This window comes from Acetomicrobium sp. S15 = DSM 107314 (assembly GCF_016125955.1).
In the GTDB taxonomy this organism is placed as follows: domain Bacteria; phylum Synergistota; class Synergistia; order Synergistales; family Thermosynergistaceae; genus Thermosynergistes; species Thermosynergistes pyruvativorans.
Genome location: NZ_JADEVE010000173.1, coordinates 38,815 through 61,844, shown reverse-complemented (window position 1 = coordinate 61,844; position 23,030 = coordinate 38,815). Strand labels below are relative to the sequence as shown.

27 protein-coding genes and 1 pseudogene are annotated in these 23,030 nt (G+C 54.5%); 5 read left to right on the top strand and 23 right to left on the bottom strand.

The genetic code is table 11. From position 1 onward, the window contains the following. A partial coding sequence (locus tag EZM41_RS04515) for a sodium:solute symporter family transporter (RefSeq protein ID WP_198469946.1) occupies positions 1-195 on the top strand: 195 nt, incomplete at its 5' end. 7 nt (positions 196-202) lie between these two features. On the opposite strand, the pseudogene EZM41_RS04510 reads toward EZM41_RS04515, so the two are convergent. From EZM41_RS04510 to EZM41_RS04495, 4 genes and pseudogenes are all read right to left on the bottom strand, one after another. Beyond that, positions 203-370, bottom strand: a pseudogene (locus EZM41_RS04510) (Clp protease N-terminal domain-containing protein); the annotation flags it as partial. 5 nt (positions 371-375) lie between these two features. Further along, positions 376-1,434 carry a protein arginine kinase gene (locus EZM41_RS04505; RefSeq protein ID WP_198469944.1) on the bottom strand — a complete coding sequence of 353 codons (1,059 nt, stop codon included), beginning with the start codon at positions 1,432-1,434 and terminating at the stop codon, positions 376-378. Then, positions 1,424-1,858 carry a UvrB/UvrC motif-containing protein gene (locus EZM41_RS04500; protein ID WP_232619058.1) on the bottom strand — a complete coding sequence of 145 codons (435 nt, stop codon included), beginning with the start codon at positions 1,856-1,858 and terminating at the stop codon, positions 1,424-1,426. The genes EZM41_RS04505 and EZM41_RS04500 overlap by 11 nt, the downstream gene beginning before the upstream one ends. A gap of 120 nt (positions 1,859-1,978) precedes the next feature. Further along, positions 1,979-2,458, bottom strand: a complete 480-nt coding sequence (locus tag EZM41_RS04495; RefSeq protein ID WP_198469942.1) for a CtsR family transcriptional regulator — start codon at positions 2,456-2,458, stop codon at positions 1,979-1,981. Positions 2,459-2,676: 218 nt separating this feature from the next. On the opposite strand from EZM41_RS04495, the gene EZM41_RS04490 reads away from it, so the two are divergent. The 3 genes from EZM41_RS04490 to EZM41_RS04480 are packed head-to-tail and all read left to right on the top strand — an operon-like array spanning position 2,677 to position 3,980. Beyond that, positions 2,677-2,913: a hypothetical protein gene (locus EZM41_RS04490; RefSeq protein ID WP_198469941.1), complete on the top strand. Its 237-nt coding sequence runs from the start codon at positions 2,677-2,679 to the stop codon at positions 2,911-2,913. Next, a complete protein-coding gene (locus tag EZM41_RS04485) occupies positions 2,906-3,328 on the top strand; it encodes a PIN domain-containing protein (RefSeq protein WP_198469939.1) in 423 nt (140 codons plus the stop codon). The genes EZM41_RS04490 and EZM41_RS04485 overlap by 8 nt, the downstream gene beginning before the upstream one ends. 43 nt (positions 3,329-3,371) lie before the next feature. Next, positions 3,372-3,980: an IS1634 family transposase gene (locus EZM41_RS04480; RefSeq protein ID WP_446697812.1), complete on the top strand. Its 609-nt coding sequence runs from the start codon at positions 3,372-3,374 to the stop codon at positions 3,978-3,980. Between the two features lie 329 nt (positions 3,981-4,309). On the opposite strand, the gene EZM41_RS04475 is transcribed toward EZM41_RS04480, so the two are convergent. From EZM41_RS04475 to EZM41_RS04465, 3 genes are all read right to left on the bottom strand, one after another. Further along, a complete protein-coding gene (locus EZM41_RS04475) occupies positions 4,310-5,089 on the bottom strand; it encodes an SDR family NAD(P)-dependent oxidoreductase (RefSeq protein WP_198469935.1) in 780 nt (259 codons plus the stop codon). Positions 5,090-5,108: 19 nt separating this feature from the next. Further along, positions 5,109-6,092 (bottom strand): 2-hydroxyacid dehydrogenase, encoded by a 984-nt coding sequence (locus EZM41_RS04470; RefSeq protein WP_198469933.1) that lies wholly within the window; start codon positions 6,090-6,092, stop codon positions 5,109-5,111. A gap of 94 nt (positions 6,093-6,186) precedes the next feature. Continuing rightward, the gene (locus tag EZM41_RS04465) at positions 6,187-6,876 is read right to left on the bottom strand and encodes a nitroreductase family protein (RefSeq protein ID WP_198469931.1); all 690 of its coding nucleotides are present in this window, start codon (positions 6,874-6,876) and stop codon (positions 6,187-6,189) included. Between the two features lie 255 nt (positions 6,877-7,131). Between EZM41_RS04465 and EZM41_RS04460 the strand changes: the two genes are divergently transcribed. After that, positions 7,132-7,341, top strand: a complete 210-nt coding sequence (locus EZM41_RS04460) for a 2-hydroxymuconate tautomerase (RefSeq protein WP_269778852.1) — start codon at positions 7,132-7,134, stop codon at positions 7,339-7,341. A gap of 118 nt (positions 7,342-7,459) precedes the next feature. On the opposite strand, the gene EZM41_RS04455 is transcribed toward EZM41_RS04460, so the two are convergent. From EZM41_RS04455 to EZM41_RS04380, 16 genes are all read right to left on the bottom strand, one after another. Further along, positions 7,460-8,698 carry a dihydrolipoamide acetyltransferase family protein gene (locus tag EZM41_RS04455; protein WP_198469927.1) on the bottom strand — a complete coding sequence of 413 codons (1,239 nt, stop codon included), beginning with the start codon at positions 8,696-8,698 and terminating at the stop codon, positions 7,460-7,462. A gap of 4 nt (positions 8,699-8,702) precedes the next feature. Beyond that, entirely contained in the window at positions 8,703-9,686 is a 984-nt protein-coding gene (locus EZM41_RS04450) for an alpha-ketoacid dehydrogenase subunit beta (RefSeq protein WP_198469926.1), read from the bottom strand. Between the two features lie 14 nt (positions 9,687-9,700). Then, positions 9,701-10,663 (bottom strand): pyruvate dehydrogenase (acetyl-transferring) E1 component subunit alpha, encoded by a 963-nt coding sequence (gene pdhA / locus EZM41_RS04445; protein WP_198469924.1) that lies wholly within the window; start codon positions 10,661-10,663, stop codon positions 9,701-9,703. Positions 10,664-10,672: 9 nt separating this feature from the next. Beyond that, complete coding sequence (locus tag EZM41_RS04440) at positions 10,673-11,965, bottom strand: NAD(P)H-dependent oxidoreductase (protein ID WP_198469922.1); 1,293 nt, start codon at positions 11,963-11,965, stop codon at positions 10,673-10,675. 23 nt (positions 11,966-11,988) lie between these two features. Next, complete coding sequence (locus EZM41_RS04435; protein WP_198469920.1) at positions 11,989-12,345, bottom strand: PTS glucitol/sorbitol transporter subunit IIA; 357 nt, start codon at positions 12,343-12,345, stop codon at positions 11,989-11,991. Between the two features lie 84 nt (positions 12,346-12,429). After that, on the bottom strand, positions 12,430-13,434 hold the full coding sequence (gene srlE / locus EZM41_RS14310; protein ID WP_198469918.1) for a PTS glucitol/sorbitol transporter subunit IIB: 1,005 nt from the start codon (positions 13,432-13,434) through the stop codon (positions 12,430-12,432). Between the two features lie 13 nt (positions 13,435-13,447). Beyond that, entirely contained in the window at positions 13,448-13,975 is a 528-nt protein-coding gene (gene srlA / locus EZM41_RS04425; RefSeq protein ID WP_198469917.1) for a PTS glucitol/sorbitol transporter subunit IIC, read from the bottom strand. A gap of 54 nt (positions 13,976-14,029) precedes the next feature. Further along, complete coding sequence (locus EZM41_RS04420) at positions 14,030-14,419, bottom strand: transcriptional regulator GutM (protein WP_198469915.1); 390 nt, start codon at positions 14,417-14,419, stop codon at positions 14,030-14,032. Between the two features lie 50 nt (positions 14,420-14,469). Then, on the bottom strand, positions 14,470-17,196 hold the full coding sequence (locus tag EZM41_RS04415; protein WP_198469913.1) for a UPF0182 family membrane protein: 2,727 nt from the start codon (positions 17,194-17,196) through the stop codon (positions 14,470-14,472). A 234-nt stretch (positions 17,197-17,430) separates the two neighbouring features. Then, on the bottom strand, positions 17,431-17,859 hold the full coding sequence (locus tag EZM41_RS04410; protein ID WP_198469910.1) for an Hsp20/alpha crystallin family protein: 429 nt from the start codon (positions 17,857-17,859) through the stop codon (positions 17,431-17,433). A gap of 276 nt (positions 17,860-18,135) precedes the next feature. Continuing rightward, positions 18,136-19,305 (bottom strand): permease, encoded by a 1,170-nt coding sequence (locus EZM41_RS04405; RefSeq protein WP_198469908.1) that lies wholly within the window; start codon positions 19,303-19,305, stop codon positions 18,136-18,138. A 129-nt stretch (positions 19,306-19,434) separates the two neighbouring features. After that, positions 19,435-19,677 carry a thioredoxin family protein gene (locus tag EZM41_RS04400; protein ID WP_198469907.1) on the bottom strand — a complete coding sequence of 81 codons (243 nt, stop codon included), beginning with the start codon at positions 19,675-19,677 and terminating at the stop codon, positions 19,435-19,437. Then, complete coding sequence (locus EZM41_RS04395) at positions 19,677-19,997, bottom strand: ArsR/SmtB family transcription factor (protein WP_198469905.1); 321 nt, start codon at positions 19,995-19,997, stop codon at positions 19,677-19,679. Before EZM41_RS04395 ends, EZM41_RS04400 begins: the two co-directional genes overlap by 1 nt. A 91-nt stretch (positions 19,998-20,088) precedes the next feature. Then, on the bottom strand, positions 20,089-21,450 hold the full coding sequence (locus EZM41_RS04390) for an SH3 domain-containing C40 family peptidase (protein ID WP_198469903.1): 1,362 nt from the start codon (positions 21,448-21,450) through the stop codon (positions 20,089-20,091). Then, positions 21,437-22,522, bottom strand: a complete 1,086-nt coding sequence (locus EZM41_RS04385; RefSeq protein ID WP_198469901.1) for an ERCC4 domain-containing protein — start codon at positions 22,520-22,522, stop codon at positions 21,437-21,439. Before EZM41_RS04385 ends, EZM41_RS04390 begins: the two co-directional genes overlap by 14 nt. A gap of 12 nt (positions 22,523-22,534) precedes the next feature. Beyond that, positions 22,535-23,026 carry a PTS sugar transporter subunit IIA gene (locus tag EZM41_RS04380; RefSeq protein WP_198469899.1) on the bottom strand — a complete coding sequence of 164 codons (492 nt, stop codon included), beginning with the start codon at positions 23,024-23,026 and terminating at the stop codon, positions 22,535-22,537. Positions 23,027-23,030: the final 4 nt, after the last annotated feature.

Genomic DNA, 23,030 nt, shown 5'->3' with positions numbered 1-23,030 from the left:
AGATCTGTAAGCGATGGGCGCATAGGCTTTACCCAAGGGCTCATAATATTTATCTTTTTAATGGTCTTTATCACTTGGCTCGGGGGCATGCGCGGCGTAGCCTGGACCGACACTGTCCAAGGCATTTTCATGCTCGTTGGTGAGTGGTTTTCAGCCGTGTTCTCTTGCGATCTAAAGCCACCACCGGCTGACTGACTCATTGCAACTCCACTCCCATGGACGTGAGGACTTGAGCGGCTACGCCCTCGCCCTCGGCGATAAGCCCCAAGAGCAGGTGCTCGGTGCCTATAACGTCATGTCCGAGGCGCAAGGCCTCTCTGTGTGCCAACTGTATAACCCTTTTTGCTCTTTCTGTAAAAAATTGCCACATTGCTATCACTCCTCATTTATCATCTTTAAGCGCCCGCGCAAAAAATTACCCCTTGCCACATCCCTTTCCTCGGGACTGAGCGCCCTGCCGGCAAAGGCCTCTACGTGCGCAGGCTGAATGTTTAGGATCAAACTGTTCCACTCCTCCACATCGAGGTGTGGCGTAATCCCCAAATCGCTTCCCATCTTCACGAGGGAAAGGTGCTTCAAGGCCTCGCGGCTGCTCACGAGCCTGGCATAGCGCAGCGCACCCCAGGACCGCCACATCTCGTCTTCAAGCTTAATTCCCTGCCTTCGCAACAATTCCTGTCTGGCCGCTTCCTCTTGATCCGCCACCTGTGCGACGACGGACGAGACCTTTTCTATCAGTTCCTCCTCGCTCAGGCCAAGCGTAACCTGGTTAGAGATCTGATAGAGCGCGCCTTCGGCCTCGGTCCCCTCTCCATAGGTACCGCGCACGGTAAGACCGAGCCTGTTGCACTCCCTGATCAAGGAGCCGCAGGAGCGCATCTGCTCCAAGGCGGGAATATGAACCATGACGGAGGCCCTCATGCCCGTTCCCACATTTGTAGGGCATGAAGTCAGAAAACCCAAGCGCTCGTCGAAAGCGTATCCTAAGGCTTCCAATTCTTCATCGATGGCCTGAGCTATTCGCCACACCTCCTGGAGGTTCAACCCCCCCATGATCACCTGGATGCGCAGGTGTTCTTCTTCGTTGACCATTATGCTAACCAAGCCGCGCTCGTCGAGGGCTACCATGCGCCCCGCGCCTCCCTTGGCGAACTCAGGGCTTATGAGGTGATCTTCCACCAGGACTTGACGCGCCAGGGGAGAGAGATCGTCTATTGCGACATATTTGCTTCGCTTCAACATAGGAGAGGCAGTCAAGACCTTTGATATGGCATCGGCGATCTCCTTCAGCTCCCCGGCATCGCAGCGAACGGGAAAACGGTAAGCGGCGATGTTCCTCGCCAACCGGATGCGGCTTGAGATCGCCACATCTGACCTCTCTCCCTTACCCTTAGTCCATTCAAGCGGATATTTGACGATCTCCTCAAGCGTCATGACCGGATCTTCCCTCCAAGGTGCGAATGCGATCTCTCAACTGAGCCGCCCGTTCGTATTCCTCTTTCTCGACGGCTTCCTGGAGCTCTCTGCGAAGGGCGTCGAGTTCGTCAAGTGGGGCACCTTTTGCCGCGCGCTTTCTCCCAGGGCGAAGGCCACGATGGACATCAGCCCCGTGAATCTTCCTCACCAAGGGATTAATATACTCTTTAAATGTTTCGTAACACCTGGCGCAGCCGAACTTGCCTACCTGTTGAAAGCCGGCCAAATCTAACCCGCATTTGGGACACGAAACGACCTTTTTCTTCGTTAGATGGTGCGAACTCACTTTTTCGGGCACGAAAGGCTCCCACAGGGAACTCAAGAGACTACCGAAAGCCGAATCCAACTGCCCGAACTCCGGGAAGAGCTTATCCGCCTCCATGTTGCGAGCGCATTCATCGCAGAGATGATATTCTTTTACTTCGCCATCGACCGCTTGTTTTATATAAACTGTGGCATTTTTCGTATGACAACGATCGCACTTCGTTGGCTTCGCCCCCCTTTACGCCACTATAAGGCTCCTTAGGACCCTTTTGAGCACCTCAGCGTTGATAGCATCCCTTTTGTAAGGAGACAGGTCGAACAATGTTGAGCCCAGCTCCCCCAAAAAGCGTAAAACCACCTCGACGATGAGTCTCTCGCGCACGGAAAGCAAGCCGCGACGCTGCAGGTTGCCCAAAAGGCGTTTTGCCTCCTGTTCGGAAACCGCGTCTCCGACCAGCTCTTCTACGTGATTGATCTTCTCTTCCGGATCGGAAAAACAAACCCGAGTTACGCGAATATAGCCATGCCCACCCCTCTGGCTTTCCACCAAAAAGCCGAGCTCAGGGGTAAAGCGACTGCGCAAGACGTAGTTGATCTGGCTCGGGACACAGCCGAAATATTCCGCTATGTCTTTTCGCCTCAAGAGGACAAAGTCGCTCTCCCTTTCTTCTAAGAGCTTCAGGATATATTCTTCTATGCTCTCGGTAAGACTGGACATACGGCTTTGACCCCCTACTTTGACCTTTTTTGACGAGAAGTATTATATGAGTATGGTCAGGATTTGTCAAGCGCAATGTGTAACCCCTCTGAGAGCGTTCAAAACAGTGACGCACATGGCAACGAGAACAAACGCACAGTGCGGGCCCAACTGGTATCAGTCGGCTAATTATGATGTATAATTTAGCTGTAAAAAATAACCCATAAAGGGGCGGTTAAATGAAAGAAAACCAAAAGCGCAGAACGCAGGTTAACCTTTCAAAAAAGGTGATCCAGCAGATCGACGGAATTGTGGGCCCTCGCAAGAGGAGCGAATTTCTGGAGGAAGCCGCTGTAGCCAGCTTAAGGAGGCAGACCCTCAAGAAGTGGGTCGAGTTAGGTGAGGAGTTCAAGGGGCTGACGCTGGAGGACATATATTACCCATCAAGAGAAGAGTTGGAGACCCGTAGTGACTAAGCTGACTGTGGATGCTTCGGTGGTAATTGCCAGCCTGCTGCCGGACGAACCACATAGAGACCCTGCATTGCGGCTGTTGTCCCAGTTCCTCTTGGATGACTTGAAGCTGCTCACCGTGCCACTTCTGAAGTATGAAGTTACCAATGCCATATGGAGAGCTCTTAAGATCAGCAGGACAAAGCCGAGCGATGCCGAAAGGGCGCTGAGAGAATTTGAGTTTATGAGTATCCCCGAAAATCAAGTCTCTTGCATCGAAACGTTAAAGATAGCTCATCTTTACGACCGTTCGGCTTACGACTCGGCCTACCTGGCCTTGGCCCAAGCTCAAAAAGCTCCCCTTGTCACTGCAGATAAGAAACTTTACAACGCTCTTAAGGATAAATTCGATTATTTGCTTTGGGTGGAAGATTTTTAGTGAGCCTGTCAGATTTTAATTAGCTTCGTGTTGCCCCTATATCATGCTTTTGTTCCTTATGCAGCATGCTAATTATATAGTTTATATACTTGTCCAGCTCGCCAAAGCAACTCGAACGCGCCGCCCGATCTACGATCTCGATGAGGCGAAGGTGGCAGAGGATGCCTCCTGGGATGGAACAAGCGGGATAGTCACCAACATGAATGTCAGAAGAGAGGATATCCCCGAGGTATTGCAATATTACAAAAACTTCTGGAAGATAGAGGAATCCTTCAGGGTGGCCAAAGGGCCCTTGCGCTTTAGACCCATCTTTCACTGGAAGAAGGAGAGGATAGAATCTCACATAGCCATCTGCTATATAGCCTTTACGCTTCAAAGGCACTTAGAGCACAGGCTCAAACTCTGTAAGGGCAAGTCTTACTCCTTGGACGAAGTGAGGCAGGTCTTATCCAAGGTGGATAGCGTCATAATGAAAGACTCTTCGACGGGCACGATATACAGGTTTCCCAGAGCCATGAGCCCAGAAGCGAAAAAGATATACGGCGCAGTGGGGTTGAAGAGAGATCCTAAGCCGACAATAATTACGTCGCTCGAAAGGTATAGGAACAGGCATAGCTTAGGGAGGATAAACCCTTGGGAATGGGCATTGTAGTGCCTATATTTTTTAAGAATCCTGTGTTTACAAGGGTTTAGGCATTAAATGTGCGGAAGTCGGGAAATATGCAAAATAATAACGAAAAGGAGAAAAAGGGGGGTGTTTGCACGTCTTATCGGGAAAGAAAAGCCAAAAAGAATTCATGTTGTTGCTGCAATATTGAGCTCGAGGAAATTCCAGAAGACTCCGGACAGAATAAAACCCCCAAAGACAGAGGAAGTTCCTGCTTGTAAATAAGTCAGCTAACGTTTCTTAAAAACTTGTAGCGTAGCCAATGCCGACCACGTGGGGCAGCGATTGTCCCACGTGGTCGCTTGCTTCATAGTTTAATGCAGGCTTAAGCCTCCGGATACGCTTATGGTCTGTCCTGTCACGAAGGCAGCATCGTCTGAGGCAAGCCAAGCCGCAGTTCCGACTAAATCCTCAGGGTATTCAAGCCTCGGTATGGCCGAGTTTTTGGCCAGCTCCTCGCTCATCTGCCCGAAGTCGTTTTCCCGAACCGTCTCGCTCTGCGTCAATCCGGGCGAAATTGCATTAACTGTAATGCCAAATTGCCCCACCTCGAAGGCAAGCGCCCTTGTGAGCCCAACTACTGCTGCTTTGGAAGTAATGTATTGAAGGCCGTTGCCCCGCCCAATATAAACGGTGTCAGAGGCTATATTTATGATACGGCCCCAGCCCTGTGAACGCATGTCCGGGAAGACCTCGCGCGCACACAGCCACATGCCTTTGACATTTACAGCCATAACTCTATCCCAATCGGCCTCGTCCAATTCGTAAAATGGCCGCACAGCCCGCTCAAAACCTATGTGCCTGAGCATTATGGCTGCATTATTTACGAGTATGTCCACCTTGCCGAAGCGCTCGCGGGCCTTTTTCACCATTGCCCTTACCTGCTTTGCATCCGAAACGTCACATACGATCGGTAATACCTCACGCCCGTCAGTTGCAACCTCTTCGGCTGCTCGCTTTAACACGTCCTCCGTGGTGCCGCAGATTACGACGTCGGCCTTTTCCTGATAAAGGCGCTTCGCGATGGCTTTGCCGATCCCACGACCGCCTCCTGTAACGAGTGCTACCCGACCTTTTAATCTTTCACAGTTCATTGTGAGTTTCCCTCCTTTATTACAAGTATTGTTCACGCGATACTACCCCGCGTATTTCCTCTCCATGTAAAAACTTGAGTATATTCTGCGCCGCCAGGGCAGTGGCCTTGGGAATAACCCCCGGCACCATTGAAGAATTGTGCGGCGAACCGAGAAAATTGGGCAGATCGCAAAATGGGTGATCCATCTGGAAACGTCCCTTGCCAAACGGCTCAACCCACCACGCGTCGATGCCGGCCATAAAATCGGGGTTGTTCTTTAGGTGTTCGTAGAGGGCTTCCTCGTCGATCAGGGCGCCTCGCGCTACGTTCACCAAGATGCACTCGCGTTTCATCCGCTCCAACTCGCGCTTGCCGATGAGGTTATAGGTCTGTTTGTTCAATGCAATCGAAAGGACGACGACATCGGACTCCCTTAAGACATGATCAAGGTCCTTCAGGGTCCCGATGAAATCGACCTCTTCTTCGGTTTTGCCGCTTGTATTAATGGCGTAGATACGACACCCGAGACAACGAAAGAGCTTAGCAGATGCGCGCCCGATGCCTCCAAAGCCGATGATGCCGACCGTCGAGCCGGAAAGCATCTTGTTCGCTTCGAACTGGTTGAACTCACCTTGCGCCAACTTTTTGTGATTTTCAAGGAGGTGCTTTGACAGCGCCAGCGTCATAGCCAAGACGTGCTCTGCCATCGGTTCGGCGTAGGCGCCCACATTGCTCGCTATCTTTACACCTGGAGGAATATCGTCAAAGGGCAGGTGGTCGGCGCCGGCGGAAAGGAGCTGGATGAAGCGCAGCCGGCGCAGCAATTGATACTCTTCTTTTTTTAGTTCCCTTGGGAGGTTCCAGGCTAACAGAACCTCCGCAGTAGATAGGGCTTCTTTTCTATCTCGCTCGTTCATCTCGGTGAGGAAAGTAAGGGTCACCTCTCCGGAGAACGCCTTTAGGAGCAGCTCCTTTTCTTTCTCGCCGATGTCAAACGTGACCGCTATATGAAAACGCCTCATGTCTTTCTCTCCTTAGCTCTTTTAAGTCTATCCGTAAAGAAGGTGCGTTATAAAAAAACAACCGCTTCGATGGCCTTTCGTTTGCGCATCCTCTTTAAAATGGAGTGCCATATCTCTCCCGAGATACAACTTCGCCAAAATCCTTGCGAGGTCTCGGCTTGAGTCGGTCACCAGCGGCCGGGTATCCCAATGTCACGAGCGTTAAAATCAGCTTATCCTCAGGAAGGTTGAGGTCGCGTCGGACTTCGCGGTATAGCTCCGGATTCATTTCCGTCATCTCGTTGGCAATAGCCCCGATAATGCAGCTTCCGACCCCCTCGTGCTTCGCCTGAAGTATCATGAAGGCAATGGCGAGGGACAACTGTTCATACAATCTCGCCAGAAGAATCTCCTTGCCGCGGAGGACAGGATTATACGCTGGATCTTTGAGCGAGCTTTTGATGAAACCCTCGTCAAAGGATATGCCAAGGTCATCAACCAGGACCGGCGAGAGCAGCCGCATCTGCTTCAACCGCTCCTCTTCGCCCCATGCTGAAAGATCCCCACAACACACGACGACCGCATCTGCCGATTCTATAAACTTCTGCCCCATGGCCAACTGACGCAATTTGGCCTTCGTGCTTGGATCCTTTACTACTATAAAATGCCACGACTGCACATTTGCCCAACTCGGGGCGCGCCGCGCGGCATCTAAAATCCGCCGTAATACCTCGTCCGGTATACTGCGATTATCGTATCTCCTCACACTAGACCAATTGGCTATTTCATGCATCAGATCGCTCATGGCCCTTCCTCCTTCTTTCAACTGTTTTGAATGCCATTAGAAGGATATAAGCAAAAGCCACAACGTTATACTGCGCACACCTACTCCGGTCCTACGATCCACCCTCCCTTATTTGAATCAATTATAATATATCTCTAATTCTACACATATTACGTCGCCGTTAGGGCCTTCTCTTTCTCTGTTACGCAAAGCTGCCGAAAGCATGTAGAATAAATGGGCAGAGGCGCCCGCAAATACGGGCGAACGACATTATGAATGGGGAGGGATTGCGACATGCCGATAGTGGAGATTCATCTGCTGGAGGGCAGAAACGTCGAGCAGAAGAGGAAGCTGGTGAAAGAGGTTACGGATGCCATTTGCAGGGCCGTCGACGTGAAGCCCGATGCGGTGCGGATAATCATCGACGATATGCCCCTTACCAACTTCGCCGTAGCCGGAGAGCTTCGTATAGACAAAAAATCGTAAAGAATACGCAACGCCGATTCCTGCAACTGATAAACCGGAATCGGCGTTGCGTATATTATCCAACCAACTACAGGAGCCGGCTATCTCGTAAAGAAGCTCCCCCGCCGTTAGCCTAAAGTCAAAGGGCCATCTGCATGGGGTCTTCCATGATCTCCTTCAGCCGATTCAGGAAGCGCGACGCTGTAGCACCGTCTATTACCCGATGATCCGAGGATAGGCTCACCTCCATAATCGGGCGTATGACCATCTCTTCATTCTCGACGACCACTCTGTCCGCCACCTTACCCACGGCCAGGATCGCCACCTCGGGCTGGTTTATGATGGCCGTAAAGCGCGGAACGCCGAACATGCCGAGGTTTGAGATTGTAAAGCTACCACCCTCGTAATCCTCCGGTTTCAAAGCCTTCGCCCTGGCCCTGGCGATGAGCTCTCTCTCTTCGCGGGCCACGTCTCGCAGGCCCTTCCTGTCGACGTTTCTGATGACCGGGACGATTATCCCCTCTTCTATGGCTACGGCTATGCCTATGTTGATATCCTCTTTCAACACAATGTTAGAGCCGTCCACATAGGAGTTGAATACAGGAAACTCGGAAATCGCAACAGCTGCCGCCTTGGCCAAGAGCGTGTTGATGGAGAGCCTCTCTGCCTCTGGAAGCTTTACATTGATGCGCTCCCGCACCTTGAGCGCTTCGGTCATATCTATCTCCATGAACACAAAGTAATGCGGGGCCGTATTTACGCTCTCTCTCATCTTTTTGGCGATAACGCCGCGTATGCCGGAGAGCGGAATGACTTTGCCAGGGACTTGAGGCACCTGTTTTGCCGCAGCGGCAGGTGCTTCAGCCGGTCTGGGCACAGCCCGCTTGAGGTATTCCTCCACATCCGCTCTGTGAACCCTGCCCCGTGGGCCGCTCCCTCTTATGGTTGTAAGGTCGATGCCATATTCCCTGGCGAGCCTCCTCGCCGCAGGCGTGGCCCTGGGTTTTCCTTCCCCTGGCACAGGGGCCGAAACGGCGACCGGCTCTTCTTTTTCAGCAGAAGGAGCCCCTACGGCTGCGCTTTTTGCGGCTTGCGGCACCTCACCTGAAATTTCGCGCAAGAGGGAAGAAATATCTTCGCCCTCAGCACCTATCACGGCTATGGGCTGATTTACAGGCACCTCAACCCCTTCCGGTACAAGGATCTTCAAGAGCACGCCGCTTTCGTAGGCTTCCTCTTCCATGTTCACCTTATCGGTCTGAATCTCGAGGAGAGGCTCGCCCTTCTCTACGCGCTCCCCCTCTTTTTTGAGCCACTTTAGGATCACGCCGGCCGTCATCGTGGTGCCGAGTTTGGGCATCGTGACTACTGTCGCCATCTTTCTACCCCCTTCCGGAGAAGACGCCCTTAACCGCAGAGATCACGTCCTCCACCTGGGGCACAGCCGCTTTCTCGAGCTCCGGGCTATACGGTATGGGTATATTCTTTCCCGCTACCCTCAAAATCGGTTCATCTAAAAAGTCAAAGGCTTCGCTGTTGGTGATCTTGGCAGCCACCTCAGCCCCCCAGCCGTAGTTCTCGTTGTCGTCCTCGACAATTGCGAGCCTACCCGTCTTCTTCACGGAGCTAACGATCGTATCCACGTCGAGGGGAGAGAGCGACCTCACATCTACGATTTCGCATTCGATCCCGTCTTTAGCCAGCGCATCGGCAGCTTCCAACGACCGTGGAACCGTAATAGAGCCGGCCACAAGGGTGATATCGCTCCCCTGCCGCTTCACATCCGCCTTGCCAAGCGGAACCAGATACTCCCCTTCCGGCACCTCTCCCTTCGTCCAATAGAGCAGCTTGTGCTCCAAAAATATCACGGGATTGTCGTCTCTGACAGCAGCTTTGAGGAGCCCCTTAACGTCATAGGGTGTCGCAGGCATGACGACTTTGAGCCCCGGTATGTGGGCGAAGATTGCAGGCAGGCTCTGAGAGTGCTGGGCCGCCATACCCGCACCGGACCCCATTGGGCTCCTTATTACCATGGGCACGCATAGCTGACCCCCCGTCATGTAGGAGAGTTTGGCCGCCTGGTTTACAATGAACTCCATAGCGTCCATCATGAAGTCGGAAAACATTATCTCCACGATTGGCCTCAAACCCACCAAGGCACAACCTACACCGACGCCCACGATGCTCGCTTCGGATATGGGCGTATCCACCAGTTTATCTCTGTATTTTTCGTACATCCCCTTCGTGACGCCGAAGGAGCCGCCGTACACCCCTATGTCTTCGCCGATCATGAAGACGCGCTCGTCGCGATCGAACTCCTCTCTAATGGCCTCAGCGAGGGCGTCTATGTACATCCTCTCAGTCATCTTCTACCCCTCCATCAGGCGTAAACGTATTTGGCTATCTCTTCAAGTTTGGGAAGAGGGCTGTTCAGCGCGAACTCGAGGGCCTCTTCCATCTCCTTGTCCACGAGCTCGTCTATGGATTTCAACTCCTCCTCGGTAGCTATCTCCTTTTCTTTTAGGAGATTGGCAAAGCGAGGGATCGGGTCTTTCGCCATCCACATTTGTTCCTCTTCGCGGCTGCGGTATACGCGAGGGTCGCTCTTGGAGTGACCGAAGAAGCGGTACGTTTTGCTCTCTACGAGCGTGGGGCCCTCGCCGCGCCTGGCGCGGTTCACCGCCTCGCTCACAGTTTCAAATACGGCGATGACGTCGTTGCCGTCCACCACCACACCAGGCATGTCGTAACTTTGACCCCTAACCGCTATGTCTCTTACTGCGGTAGCTTTCTGAACGGACGTTGACATGGCATACTGGTTGTTCTCGCACACGTAAACCACCGGCAACTTCCATATGCTCGCCATATTGAGAGATTCATGAAAAGGACCCACGTTGACAGCTCCGTCGCCGAAGAAGCAGACCGTAACCTTACCGTCCTTTCTCCTCTTCGAGGCCAATGCGGCGCCTGTGGCTATCGGGATACCGGCGCCCACTATGCCGTTAGCTCCGAGGTTTCCCGTGGAGACGTCCACGATGTGCATCGAACCGCCGCGGCCTTTGCAGTACCCCGTTTCCTTGCCCAGGAGCTCGGCCATCATGCGCTTTATGTCCGCGCCCTTGGCGATGCAGTGACCGTGACCTCTGTGCGTGCTGGTTATGTAATCGCCGGATTCCAACGCGGCGCACGTGCCGACGGCCGTAGCCTCTTCTCCGACGTAGAGGTGGCACGTTCCCCATATCATGTTCTTCTTGAAGAGTTCGTCCACTTTCAGGTCGAATTTCCTTATCTCGACCATCTTCTGATACATCCAAAGCAGCTTTTCCCTGGACAGTTCCACCATCGATCCCTCCTACTTGATAAGCTGATCCTGCATCCTGCGAAGCTGGGTGACGAAGGCGCTCTCATCCAGCTCCACCACATCGTAGGTGATCACTTCGCCCTCTTTTGCGTCGCGCAACATCTTTACCTTATCCGTGACCAACCCTATGGGAAGCGCACTCTTACTGCGCGCTTCTTCAGCGGTCATTATCAGGCCGTAAACGGAATACATGCCTATGCCGTCCAGACGCTCACCGGCCTTCAGGTCTTTTTTCGCCACGGCCACCACTTCCGAACAAAACCCGCCGAGGGGGGCAATTGTGGGCTCGCGGTAAAGATAAGCGCGAGCGACCGAAACGGGCGTCTCCAGGCTCGTGAGGTGAAATGGCCGATATAGCAGGTAATTGGGCCCGTCCCCCATTTTAAGGTATCGCATCTGCGCCTTTATCGTATCCGACGGACTGGTGACGATGACGAAGACGCCGGGGGCTACGCCGTTCACATACTCCACCACGCCATACCTGTTCAAGACCCCTCCTTCGGATTTCAACCGCAGCACCTGGGTGAGGTTTGCCCATGTGCCTTCCGGGCCGTGCATTCCCGGCACGTCCGGGAGAAATCCCGTGGCGTTCGACACCGCGGCCATCTCCACCATAGTCTTCGTGCCGTCGCTAAAGGAGGCGAGCATCTTGGGGCTTGCGCCCTCTTTGGCGGCTCTCTCCCGCTCCGTATCGGGATTGGCGCGCCTGTTAAGCGGATTGTTCTTGCCCTTGCCGATGACCAGCACCTCGAATCCGAGGCCGCTGGCGAAGTCGTAAAGTTCCTTAGCCACTCCGGGTTCGTCTCCGGCTGAGGCGGTGTAAACGACACCGGCGCTGTCGGCGAGCTTCTTCAAGATCGGCCCAACGGTGACGTCCGTCTCCACATTTAGCAATACGACATGTTTGCCGTTTGCGATGGAACTGAAGGCCACAAGGGCGCCCACATTCGTCACGCCGGTAGCCTCGACTACCACATCAACCGCCGGCATCTCCGCTACGACGGAAACGTCGGGCGTAACGACCCAGTAACCGCGTTCCGAGGCCTCCTGCGCCTCGCCTGCGCTTTCCGCCACTCTGATATCGTCGTCGCCCACGCCGGCGAACTTGTAAGCCTCTATGGCCCTCTCGATGACACCGTCGCATACGATGCACGGCTTTATCCCCTTCATGAGGAACAGCTGGCTCACCAGCCCCCTCCCCATTTGCCCTGCGCCCACCAATCCCATTCCTATGGGCGTGCCTATCTCTTCGAGCTCTTCCAAATGTGCATTTAGGTTAAGCATTTATACACTCCCTTTCTTATTGTCTATGGTTTATATATGACGATCTCTTGCCCCACCTCAATAGGTGGAGGCGTGCCGTCTAATCTGATGTCGCCGTGTAACAAGGTCAAATCCCTATCGAATTTGAGGCAACAATGCCCCAATAAAGCCATGTTCTCGTTGGCCTTCGATCCCACTTCAAGGACACGATACTCCAGGTCGCCGAAAAGGAGGATATCGCCGGCTTCGATCTCTTCTGTCAGCTCGCCCTTGGTGTGCAGGACCGAGATCTCGGCGAGTTCGGGAGGAGCACCCTCATCGAAGAGTATTACGATATTGCCACTTCGCAGTTCTTCGACCTGCGAACCTATGCTCGTCACCGTGACGCGGTATTTCTCCACATTTACACCTCCGAACTTCCCTGCGGGCGCGATCCAAGCGCCCGCAGGGAACAAGAGACTACGCGCAAACCACGACCGTCGCCCTTACGTGTATAAACCAGCGCTGAAGGCGTAGGCTATGAGGACCGATATCGGGCCCGTGAACTGCCTCGAAATGAGTATGGCGCTCACGCCCACTGTAACGGTCTCAGGCTTAGCCTCCCCCAAGCCCAACCCTACCGGGATGAAGTCGCATCCCACCTGAGGGTTTATGGCGAAGAGGGCCGGCAAAGCATACTGAGGAGGGATGTTGCCGCGCCCTATCTCGACGCCGACCAACACCCCGACGACCTGGGCTATGACCGCCCCGGGACCCAAAAGCGGAGATAGGAGCGGGAAGCCGCATATCACCGAAATGATCAAAAGCCCTGGCACGGTCCCAGCCAGGGGGGTGAGAACGTTGGCTATGGCATCGCCGACACCGGTAGCGAGGATGATCCCTATTATAGTGGCGACAAAGGCCATGAAGGGTATGATGTTTCTGATGAGCTGGTCTATAGTAAGCCTTCCCGCCTGATAAAACGTCCCCACTATACCGCCCATGAAGCGCCCGAAACTCTCCAACATCCTGCCCATTCCCTTGGCAGCCGGCTGCGGAGCAGTCGCGGCCCGAGGAGCCTCAAAAGGAGACCGCGGCGCGGCGCTCGGCGAGCTCGCCGCGCTTGCGACCGCCCCTTCTTCCCCCTCGAGGAGAATTACGTTTTTCTCGGTCACGCCGGAGACATATATGTCTTCCGTTATAAACTGCGCCAGAGGGCCAACCTGTCCCACGGGGGTGAGGTTTATCGTGGGGATGCGCTTCCTCGGGTAGACGCCGCAGCGGGCGGTGCCGCCACAATCTATAATGACGCAACAGATTTCGCTCTCGGGCACGGCGCCCCTGAAGCCGTCTACAGCTACGCCTCCGGTGAGGTCCGCTATCAGCTTCGCTATCGGGTGAATGCCACCGCCGGTCACGGATACTATCTTATCCTTTTCTTGAGAGGGTTTTATGACTAAAGGCCCTCCCCAACCGCCAGGCCCCTTTTCTACGCGAACGGCTCTATACACTCTCCATCCCTCCTCAAAGTTCTATGCCCTGCTGCCTTGCCATCCTAAGCGTCAGGCGCTCAGTGACCATGCCCCTTATGAGGATCACGATGACACCGACGATGAAATACCTTATGGCGAGCTCGCCCACTGGCAAGCCCAACTGCTGTATGCCCTGGGCTATCCCCATGTAGACGAAGAGCTCCGCAGGGTTAGCGTGAGGGAAAAGCCCTAAGATGGGATGGACGAACGAAACGGCTGCGTCGTAGAAGGCTGGCTTGTATTTCTCGGGGAGAAATCGGCCGAACGTGTAGGCCATCGGGTTCGTCAGGAAAAAGACCGCCATAACCGGCATTACGGTGTAGCGCAACGGAGCGATGCGCGACGCAGACTCTCCCCATCTGTTCACTCTATCCTCACCCACGAATTTCACGAGAGCGTTTACCGCCGTCATAAGACAGACGAGCGTGGGTACGATGCCAGTCAAAAGCCCTACAAAAGTCTTGCCCCCGGTCTGAAAAACGCCTATAAATGCCTGTGCGAAATTGGCCAGAAACTCCATGTGCAAACCTCCTTTGGTAAACTCTTATGCTCTTACGTCTTCCCCGGTGCGGGATCAAGCCTCTTCCTCCGATCTCCCCCCTTTTTCTTTGATGTGAGCGAAGCGAGAGAGGGCCGCTTTGTAAGCTTTCTTCAGCGGCTCATCGAGGAACAGCTCGACGGACTCGTCGAACATGTTTCTGCCGACGAGTCCGTCGAGGCCCTTAAACCTGGCCAGGACGCTGATTCCCTTCATGTATTTGCAATCCAATATCCTTCCGTCTTCATCCACGGCCATAGCGAGTATCGCGCCGCGAGACAGGCGCCCCCTCTTCGCCCCAACGACGAGCTTCCCCTTTTTGGAGAGCTCGAAAGTAACCCTCTGATAATCTTTCACCTGAAAATAACCGAGCAAGGCTTGAACGAACCAGGCTGCTCCGAAGAGCAGGATCACCCTGACCCACATGTTTTACCCCTCGCAATTATGGCAACATTTTATCTATATCTGAAAATAGTTCAAGGATTTTGCTCTCCTTGCCCGTAAACCGCCTCTTCGAGCCGCCTTAAGGCCTCCTCGAGCCGCTCGAGCGCCTTACCATACTCCACCCAATTTCCATCGGAGAGGGCCTCCTTCGCCTCTGTCCACGACTCACTCGCCTCCCTGACGAGAGAAGACACGTCGGGAGCACCGACCCCTTCCGGCCGAGAGACAGCTTCGCTTTCTACCGCCGGTCGCCTTGGGGGTGCCGTGCCCAAAAGGATGGAGAGCGCGTCGTCGAAATACTGAGCCCAGGCGACACGGCCACCGGTTGAGACGATCACGCGCTTGAGCTCCGGCAGGTCGCTATTTTCGGCGCGCAGATAAAGGGGTTGAACATACAGGATCGAATCGCCTAAGGGAATGACCATGAGTTGTCCCCTGATCACATCCGATCCTCTTTGGCTCCACAGCGAAAGCTGGCTGGAGATTTCCGGATGCTGGTCTATCAAGGCCTCCACTTGCGAGGGGCCGAAGATCAGTTCCTGTTTGGGAAAATCGTATACCACCAACTCCCCGTAATTATCGCCGTCACACCGGCCCGCCATCCAAGCGATCATGTTGTTCTTGCCGACGGGTAAGAAGGGCGTGGCTATAAGAAACTCCGCCTCGTCCTCTTGGGCGAGGCGCATCGTGATGTAGTAAGGGGGCATGGGCTTACCGTCTTTCACCGGGGAAACCCACAGGTCCTCCTTGTTGTAGAAGGTGTTGGGATCGGTCATGTGATACGTGCGGTAGACTTCGCTTTGAATCCTGAAGAGATCCATGGGATAACGCCTGTGCGAAAGAAGCCACGCCGGCATTTCCGAGGAGGACTTGAAAAGCCCTGGGAAAATGGCAGACCAAGAACGCACGAGAGGATCCTCTTCGTCGACGATGTAAAAGTCCAAGCTGCCGTTATAGGCATCTACGACGACCTTAACGCTGTTTCGAATGTAATTGATCCACTCCCTTCTGCCCCCGTCTGCAGATATGACTATCGGTTCCGCGTAGGGATAACGACCCGTAACGGTATAGGCGTCCTGAACCCAGAACAACCGTCCTTCGGCGATCACGAGATATGGGTCGCCGTCATAACGCAGGAACGGCGCCACGCGGCGCACTCGCTCGTTTATCGTGCGGTAGAACATAATCCTGCTCTCGGGCAGTATCGCATCGGTAAAAAGAATCCTCGAATCGCCGAAACGGGTAGCAAACAATAGCCGCCCCCACAGAGACCCGATAGGCACACCCCCACTCCCTTCGTAGGTGGTGCGCACATTGGCGTCACCCATAGGATAGTCGAACTCCTTAACGCTCGTCTTGACTAAAACATAAGAAGACGGACTCTCTCCGTAATAAATCTGCGGCCTTTCCACTTGTATGGGCACGGAGCTCACGGGAGGAAGATCTTTTATGAAGAAGATGGGTTGTCCAGTAGGCGTGACCTCGTTCACGGGACTTGCCACCACTCCGTAACCGTGGGTGAACTCGAGGTGCAGGTTGACCCAGGTGGGGTTTTGGAGCTGGCGCAGGTCCAACTCCCTGGGAGAAAGCATCAATTGTCTTCTCTCGTCACCAAGCTCATAGCGATCTACGTCGATGCCGTAAAACTCGTAATAGGAGCGGATCTCCTGAAGCTGACGATAGCTTCGAAGAAGAGGAGCAAAGTCCCAAAGGCGCACGTTTCGCAGCGTCTCGACGTTTTCCTCCACGTCTTTAGCCGTAACCTCACGGGCGGGAACCATCGAAACGGAGGACAAATTTTCCAAGTCGAAGGCATAAAGTGTCGCGGCGATATTGTACTCTATATAAGGACGTTCGCGCTGAAATTCGTTGGGTTCGACCGCATATCGCTGAACTATGCCGGGATAAAGCCCCCTCAATACGATACTCACGCCTAACCACACACCCACAAGCAGGAGAGGAGCTTTCCAGCTGCGCCGCCGAGCTGAGATGGGCAACAACACGGCGAGGATCCCCGTGACGGCCACGAGCGCATTCAACGCCAGCAGTTCAGCGTGGACGTCGGTGTAGCTGGCGCCAAAGACGACGCCCCGAGTGGAGTAAAGGAGATTGTAGCGGCCCAACCAATGCCCGACGCATAGCAGCAATGCTATACCCCCCGCAAGGGTCCCGAGATATGCTTGTGCCGCCTTAGAGATCCAGAACGATCCGCCCTCCCTGCTCTCCCTCACGCGGTCTGCGAGCAAAATCACCGCGGCGCCTGCCAAAGCAACCCCTAAAAGCGCCAACAGCCATCCTTGAAGGAAGCTATAGAAGGGAAGGCGAAAGACATAGAAGCCCACATCATTGCCGAAGATCGGGTCGGCCCTGCCAAAGGAAACGGCGCGGATGAAACGCCACAGCGTCTCCCACTGCGTTCGTGCCTCCAAACCTTTGGCAATCGCCACGATCCCGGATATGCCCGCAATGGCAAAACCGGCAACGGGCTGAGCCAATGGGGAATCATAAGAGGCAAAGGCGTCGCGGAGGGCGATCTTGCGCGCCCTGCGCCAGCAGGCGAAGAGAAAGAAAAACGATGCCGCAGCCACAAGTATGCCGAGTCCCACCTCGAACGAAATGCGCCTCAAAAAGACACCTTTGAAGCCGAGAGCGCCAAACCACAGATAATCGGTATAGAAGTGAACGAACGAGGGAAAGCCCAATAAGACGATGATGATGATCGCCGTAACGATCCATAAACTTCTCTGCATGTTAAACATATGCACTCCTCCTCCACGCATTACTACTCTATCTCCTGAGCACTCCAAAACACCCGCTTAAGTCCAAAGCTCGGCCTTTCGTAGTCTGCGGTATGCGAGGAGCTGTCCTGTGCGCTGATTTTACTCACCCGTATTTGCCATTTTACATTAAAGGCTGGCTCTGTACCAGGCAACGAAAAAGAGGGGGCGGTTTTACCGCCCCCTCTTTCAATAGCCTGAAGTGCACTTGCTATGCTATGAGAGTTTGATCACGCGACCCTCGTCCTTGTGAGCTTTCTCCATGCGCAGTTCGATGACCCCGTTCTTGAACGACGCCTTCACTTTCTCGGGATCAACTTCGGCGGGTAGGGCGACGTTGTAGCTAAAGGCGCCACGACGCTTTTTATAGTAGTATTTGCGACCCTCTTCTTTCTCCTCTTCGCTCTCCTCCTGAGAACTGATCGCCACTCTATCTTTATAAGCCCTCACTTCTACCTTCTCGGGGTCCACGCCAGGGACGTCTACCTTCACCACAAGCTCATCGCCTTCCTCATATATCTCGAGGGGCACATCCCTGCTCGACCACGTAAAGAGGTTCGAAAAGCTCCTAAAGAAATCATCCAACTCCGGCAACAGGGAGAAGGAAGTAGGTTCTTCATACCGAGCCAATTCTCTGCGAGCCATCGCGATCCACCTCCCTTATGAATCTTTAATTTTCAAGGATCATTGCCAAGGTTAATATTAGTCAGTAGGTCAACCTTAGTCAAATCCCAAAAAATCCCAATAATATTGGTAACCGCCTAAAAACCATGAAATATAGGCCATATGATAATCTTTTCTCATCAAATCACGGAATATCTCTGTTTTTCATAAGATTTCATATACCAAGCCTGCCCAGCGCCACATCGAATACGCGATCGAAAGGCTTACCTCGTTGAGATTTCAATGTCTAAACCCGTCTCAACCGAAAAATGCTCCAAAGGTCACGCCGGCGAGGGTAGAAAAAACGACGACCAAAGCGACATAGACGGCCGTCTTCCTTGTGCCAATGACGCTTCGGATGACGAGCATGCTCGGCAGAGAGAGCGCCGGCCCTGCCAATAAAAGCGAGAGAGCAGGACCCTTGCCCATCCCCGCGCCGACGAGCGCCTGCAAGATGGGCACCTCCGTCAAGGTGGCAAAGTACATGAAGGCCCCCACGACCGCCGCGAAGAGGTTGGCGAAGAGTGAGTTTCCCCCCACCATGGCTACCACCCAGCGGTTCGGTATCAGGGCTTCGTGCCCGGGGCGGCCGAAGAGAAAACCGGCGACCAAAACCCCGCCGAAAAGGAGGGGCAACACCTGCAGAGCATAGCTCCAGGTAGAGGCATACCAGTCGGCCCTCTCTCCGCTGTCGAACCAAAGACGAGCCGAAAGGACTGTAGAAACAAGAGCAAGACCAGCCACGACCCACTTCGCCCGGTATGCGGCAGCCCAAAAGCCCACAGGCACGGTCGGCGCAGCCAGGTTGGCGAATACCAGAAAGGCGACCATGCTCGCCATGAACCAGACCGTTTTCCACAGAGGTCGGGCGGCCTCAGGGATCGACAGCCCCACAAAGGCCTGCTGTCGCTCCTCCTCATCGTGGCGAAAAACGAAGGCCATCAGCAGACCGATGAGGACGCTAAAGCCGATAGCGCCAACTGCCCTGGCCACTCCCAATTCCAACCCCAGGACGCGCGCGGTGAGGACTATCGCCAAGACGTTGATGGCTGGGCCAGAATAGAGGAAAGCCGACGCCGGACCCAAACCGGCCCCCCGCTTGTAGATGCCCGCGAAGATCGGCAAGACCGTGCAGGAGCAGACCGCCAGGACCGCACCGGATACCGCCGCCACCGCGTAGGCCACCCAGCGTTTCGCGCTCGTTCCCAAGTAGCGCATGACCGACTGCTGAGAGACGAAGACGCTGATCGCTCCGGCGATGAAAAAAGCCGGCACGAGGCACAGCAGCACGTGTTTTCTTGCATATTCGTGCGTCATGGCCAAGGCTTCGATCGCCGCATTCTGTAACCTCAAGCTATCTACGGGCATAAAATAAAAAACGAGAAACAGAACGGCAAGATGAGAAAATTTTTTAAGCTCCGCGTTCATCGAATTCGCTCCTCAAGTTCGTCTACTTTCCTCGATCTATATGTGCAATAAAATTCACATAGAGAGCTTTTTAAAACCCCTGCCCTAAAGCAGGAGTTTAACTGGCCTCGCGCAACACTCGTTTTGTGGCTATTTTATGGCCTCCTCAAGGAGCTGTTTTACCTCCTGAGCGGAAGGCACTTTGCCTGATACGAGGACTTTGCCATCCACGGCCAGCGCCGGCGTGGACATGACCCCAAAAGAGACGATGTCGTTGACGTCGGTGACCTTCTCAAGTTCATAATCCAACGCCAATTCCTTAGCAGCTTCCTCGACGAGGCTCGCCAACTTTTTGCACTTTGGACACCCAGTCCCCAAAATTTGGATCTTCATCACTTATACCTCCTTTCACCCGAATCGCTGCAGCATTTTGCGCCATTTATGAGGACCCCGTCGAGGCACCGCAGGAGGTCTACGAGGCAACCCATGCGCAATCGGTAGTAGATTTTCAGGCCGTCCTTTCGGTCTTCCACGATCCCCAAGCGGCGCAACAGCGCCAAGTGTTTGCTCACCGTGGTCCGATCCACGGGGAAAAGAGACGCCAACTCGCAGGCACATCGTTCCCCCTTAGAAAGCTCTTCCACGATAGAGAGCCTCACGGGGTGAGAGATAGCCTTCAATATCGCCGCCTTGCGCTCGATCAGATCTTTCATCGCGCCTCCCCCTCTTATGTGGCCATATTACCACATATTGCAACCGACCACAACCTCTATTGGGTCGCACTATCGCGAACGTGGATCCACCTCAAAAACGGAGAGGCCCGCTTCGCTCGGATGGCACCAGAGACGTCATCGCCGTGATGGCATCGATGAGCAGTCCGTCGGGGTGGAGGTCTGCGAGCTCTGCACCCGGATAGAGGGTGGTTATGACCGCCTTGCCCACCACATGTCTGCCCTCGGCGCCACCCTCAAGTGTCTTTATGCCCCACATATTGTGGAAGATCATGGCCCTTCCCCTGTAGTGGCCTATATAAAGCATGATGTGCCCTTCCCTGTAGAGGAGTGTGGCGAAGGGTATCCCCTCTTTGACGATCCTCTTTTCCTTCTCCTCCCTGGGCAATCCCTGGAGCGACACCGTGCGCCCCCACGCGGCCTGGTCCGCGGAGTTCCTGGGGAGCCAAATGCCGAAAGGAGCGAAGAGGTCCCTTACGGCGGCGGAACAATCCCTATTCCCGTATAGGCCACCCCAGCCGTAGCTCGCCCCTAACATCTCATCGATCAAATTTGCCACGTTCCGAGGCGTAAAAGGGATGGGTTTGCGCTCGGACGCGCCTTTCGAGATCCTGCCCGAGACGACTTTCGCCCCGATGCCTCCATCGCTCGCCGGGAGCGCAACCTCGTATTCGTATAATAGATTCTTTTTTAACGGAAAGACGCTGCCTATCCGAGTGCGCGAGCGAAAGCGCCCGCTTGAGTCGCACATCGCCACGCCGTCTTTCGTAACCGCCACGAGGGGCATATTCGCATAGCTGCATATCTCAGCGAAGTAGTCGTCTGCAGCGGCGACGCGGCGAGAGTCAACCCAACCGGCGGCGTAACCGGTCTCGACCAAAGCCCACGAACGATCCTCGGAGAGGTGAGAAACCCTGACGGGTTCACCCGCATTGAGGGCAGAGACTTGGGCGTAATCGAAGGGAAAACCTTCATACGAAGAGGGAGGGGCCAAAAACAGCGGTTTTTCCGTCGGAAGGGCGCGCAGGTTTGTCTCTTCCAAAATCACGCCTCTACTGTCGAGCGACCTGAAGGCGGCAAAATTCGCACCCCTTAGCAAACCACTTAGCCAGGAGCTTCCCCTGGGGCGGCCGTTCTCCCCGAAGATTTCTCTATCTCCGTAAACTCTCCAGGGATAGAGGAGGTCGGAGACGGAGTGGACAAATCCATCGGCGGTCCAAGGAGAAAAATAACGCGCATTCCACTCCTCGTCGCGCTTCTGCTGTAAGCCGCTCTCCAACAGCGGCACATCGTAGTCGGCTCTGAGGTAGAACGCGGCGCATTGAGGCAAGGAGAGGTCTTCAATGTCGGCGCCCATGACAACGCCGGCAAGCTCTGTGCATAAGATCAACACCACACCGAGGCAAGCAAATACAGCGCCCTCAAAAAGCCGCATTTTGCACCCACCGCGCCGTCTTCCCCTTTCCTTTGCACTCCACCTGCCCGAGGTCGCGCATGTCCCTCAAAGCGCGCCGCAGAGCCGCTTCGGGGACGTCGGAGAGCCTTTCCCTCAATTCGCTAAAGCGAAATTCCTCAGGCAACGCCTTCAATGCGTCCCTCACGCGGAGAGAGACCCTGCTCTGCAGCGCCGGCGACCTCACATAGGCGGGCATTCCCAAAGGAAGCTGAAACTGCGGCTCTTTTTTTATGCCGGAAACGGCCCGAAAGAAGGCCAAGGTCCAAAGATTGGCCAGCTTTCTGCTGCCGGCGAAATGCACGATGACCGAAGCGTGAAGGGCGACGAGTTCCGCGAAGGCCCTGGCACAGTAGGAAGGGTTCAGCGGGCGAATCTTGTCTGGCTTCAAGAAGTCGGCATACTCAGCCTCGATGACCAGCGCGGATAAGGGGTATGCCTCGAGCTCGCTGACGGCCTGGTGGAGTATGCGCAGGTTCGAAAGGCTAGAGATCATATCCTCCATGGTCTTGCGCTCCACCACTGCGGCGATCTCGTCATCCTCGAGCAACGCGTAATCCCCTGCGGGCAAGACGGAGCGCTCCTCTCGACAGCCGGCAAACCTCCAGGGGTAACGCTCGTGCGCATCTATCACTATGTGCAGAGCGTCTTCGCCTTTGTTGTACACGGCGAAGCGCGTCTTGGTCTTGCGCTCCTTCAAACCTTTCTGGGTCTGCCAGAAGATCTGTTCATACGTGCCACTGCCGTCTTTGTATTGCTTTTCGAGGAAGAGGAAGTCGCAGCGTTTTCTCCTCGTCCTATCCAAGACTATCGACAGGCGCTTGCCATAGCGCCTCATGTTCACCACGGGGACGCGCTCCACTTCCTCGAGCGGCTCCGGCGAGAAGTGTGGGTCATCCCTGAGACAAAAGATATTCCCCTTGCTCCCGGGCCAGCGGTCCCCCACCAGCAAAGAGAGCAATATCCCCTCTCCCCTCACTATGGAAAGCCTATAGGGAAACTTGGGAGATTCCGTCCTCTCTAAAACCCAATACGCCCGCTCTCTAACCATCATTCCTCCGCGCCGCTAAGCACGTGATTGAACCTGCATGGATGCAGCCTTAATCAGGGCAAAGGCCTCTTCGGCACTCTCGCTCTTGACGAGGGCCTCGAGCAACTCCGATGATTGAATCAAGCTCACCAACTGCTGGATCATCTGAACCTGCTTCTCCTGTTCTTTGATGGCCAACAGGAATATCAGTTGCACGTCTAACAACACAGAGCCATCGGTGCCCATTTGGCCGAACTCTACAGGCGATTTAAGCACGCCTACGCACATAGCCGACTGTTTCACGTGATTTGGATCTGCGTGGGGCATGGCAACCGCTACCGGCTTTGTGGGCAAGCCCGTCGGATAAATCTTTTCGCGCTTCCACACATCATCGGCAAACTCCGGTTCTACATGCCCGGTTTCCGATAACGCTTTTGAGAGCTCCTCGATGGCCTCCTGCGCATTGAGAACTTTAAGACCTGTGATGATATGTGCCTGTCTTAGCAAATCCATTAACGTATATTGCATAGCT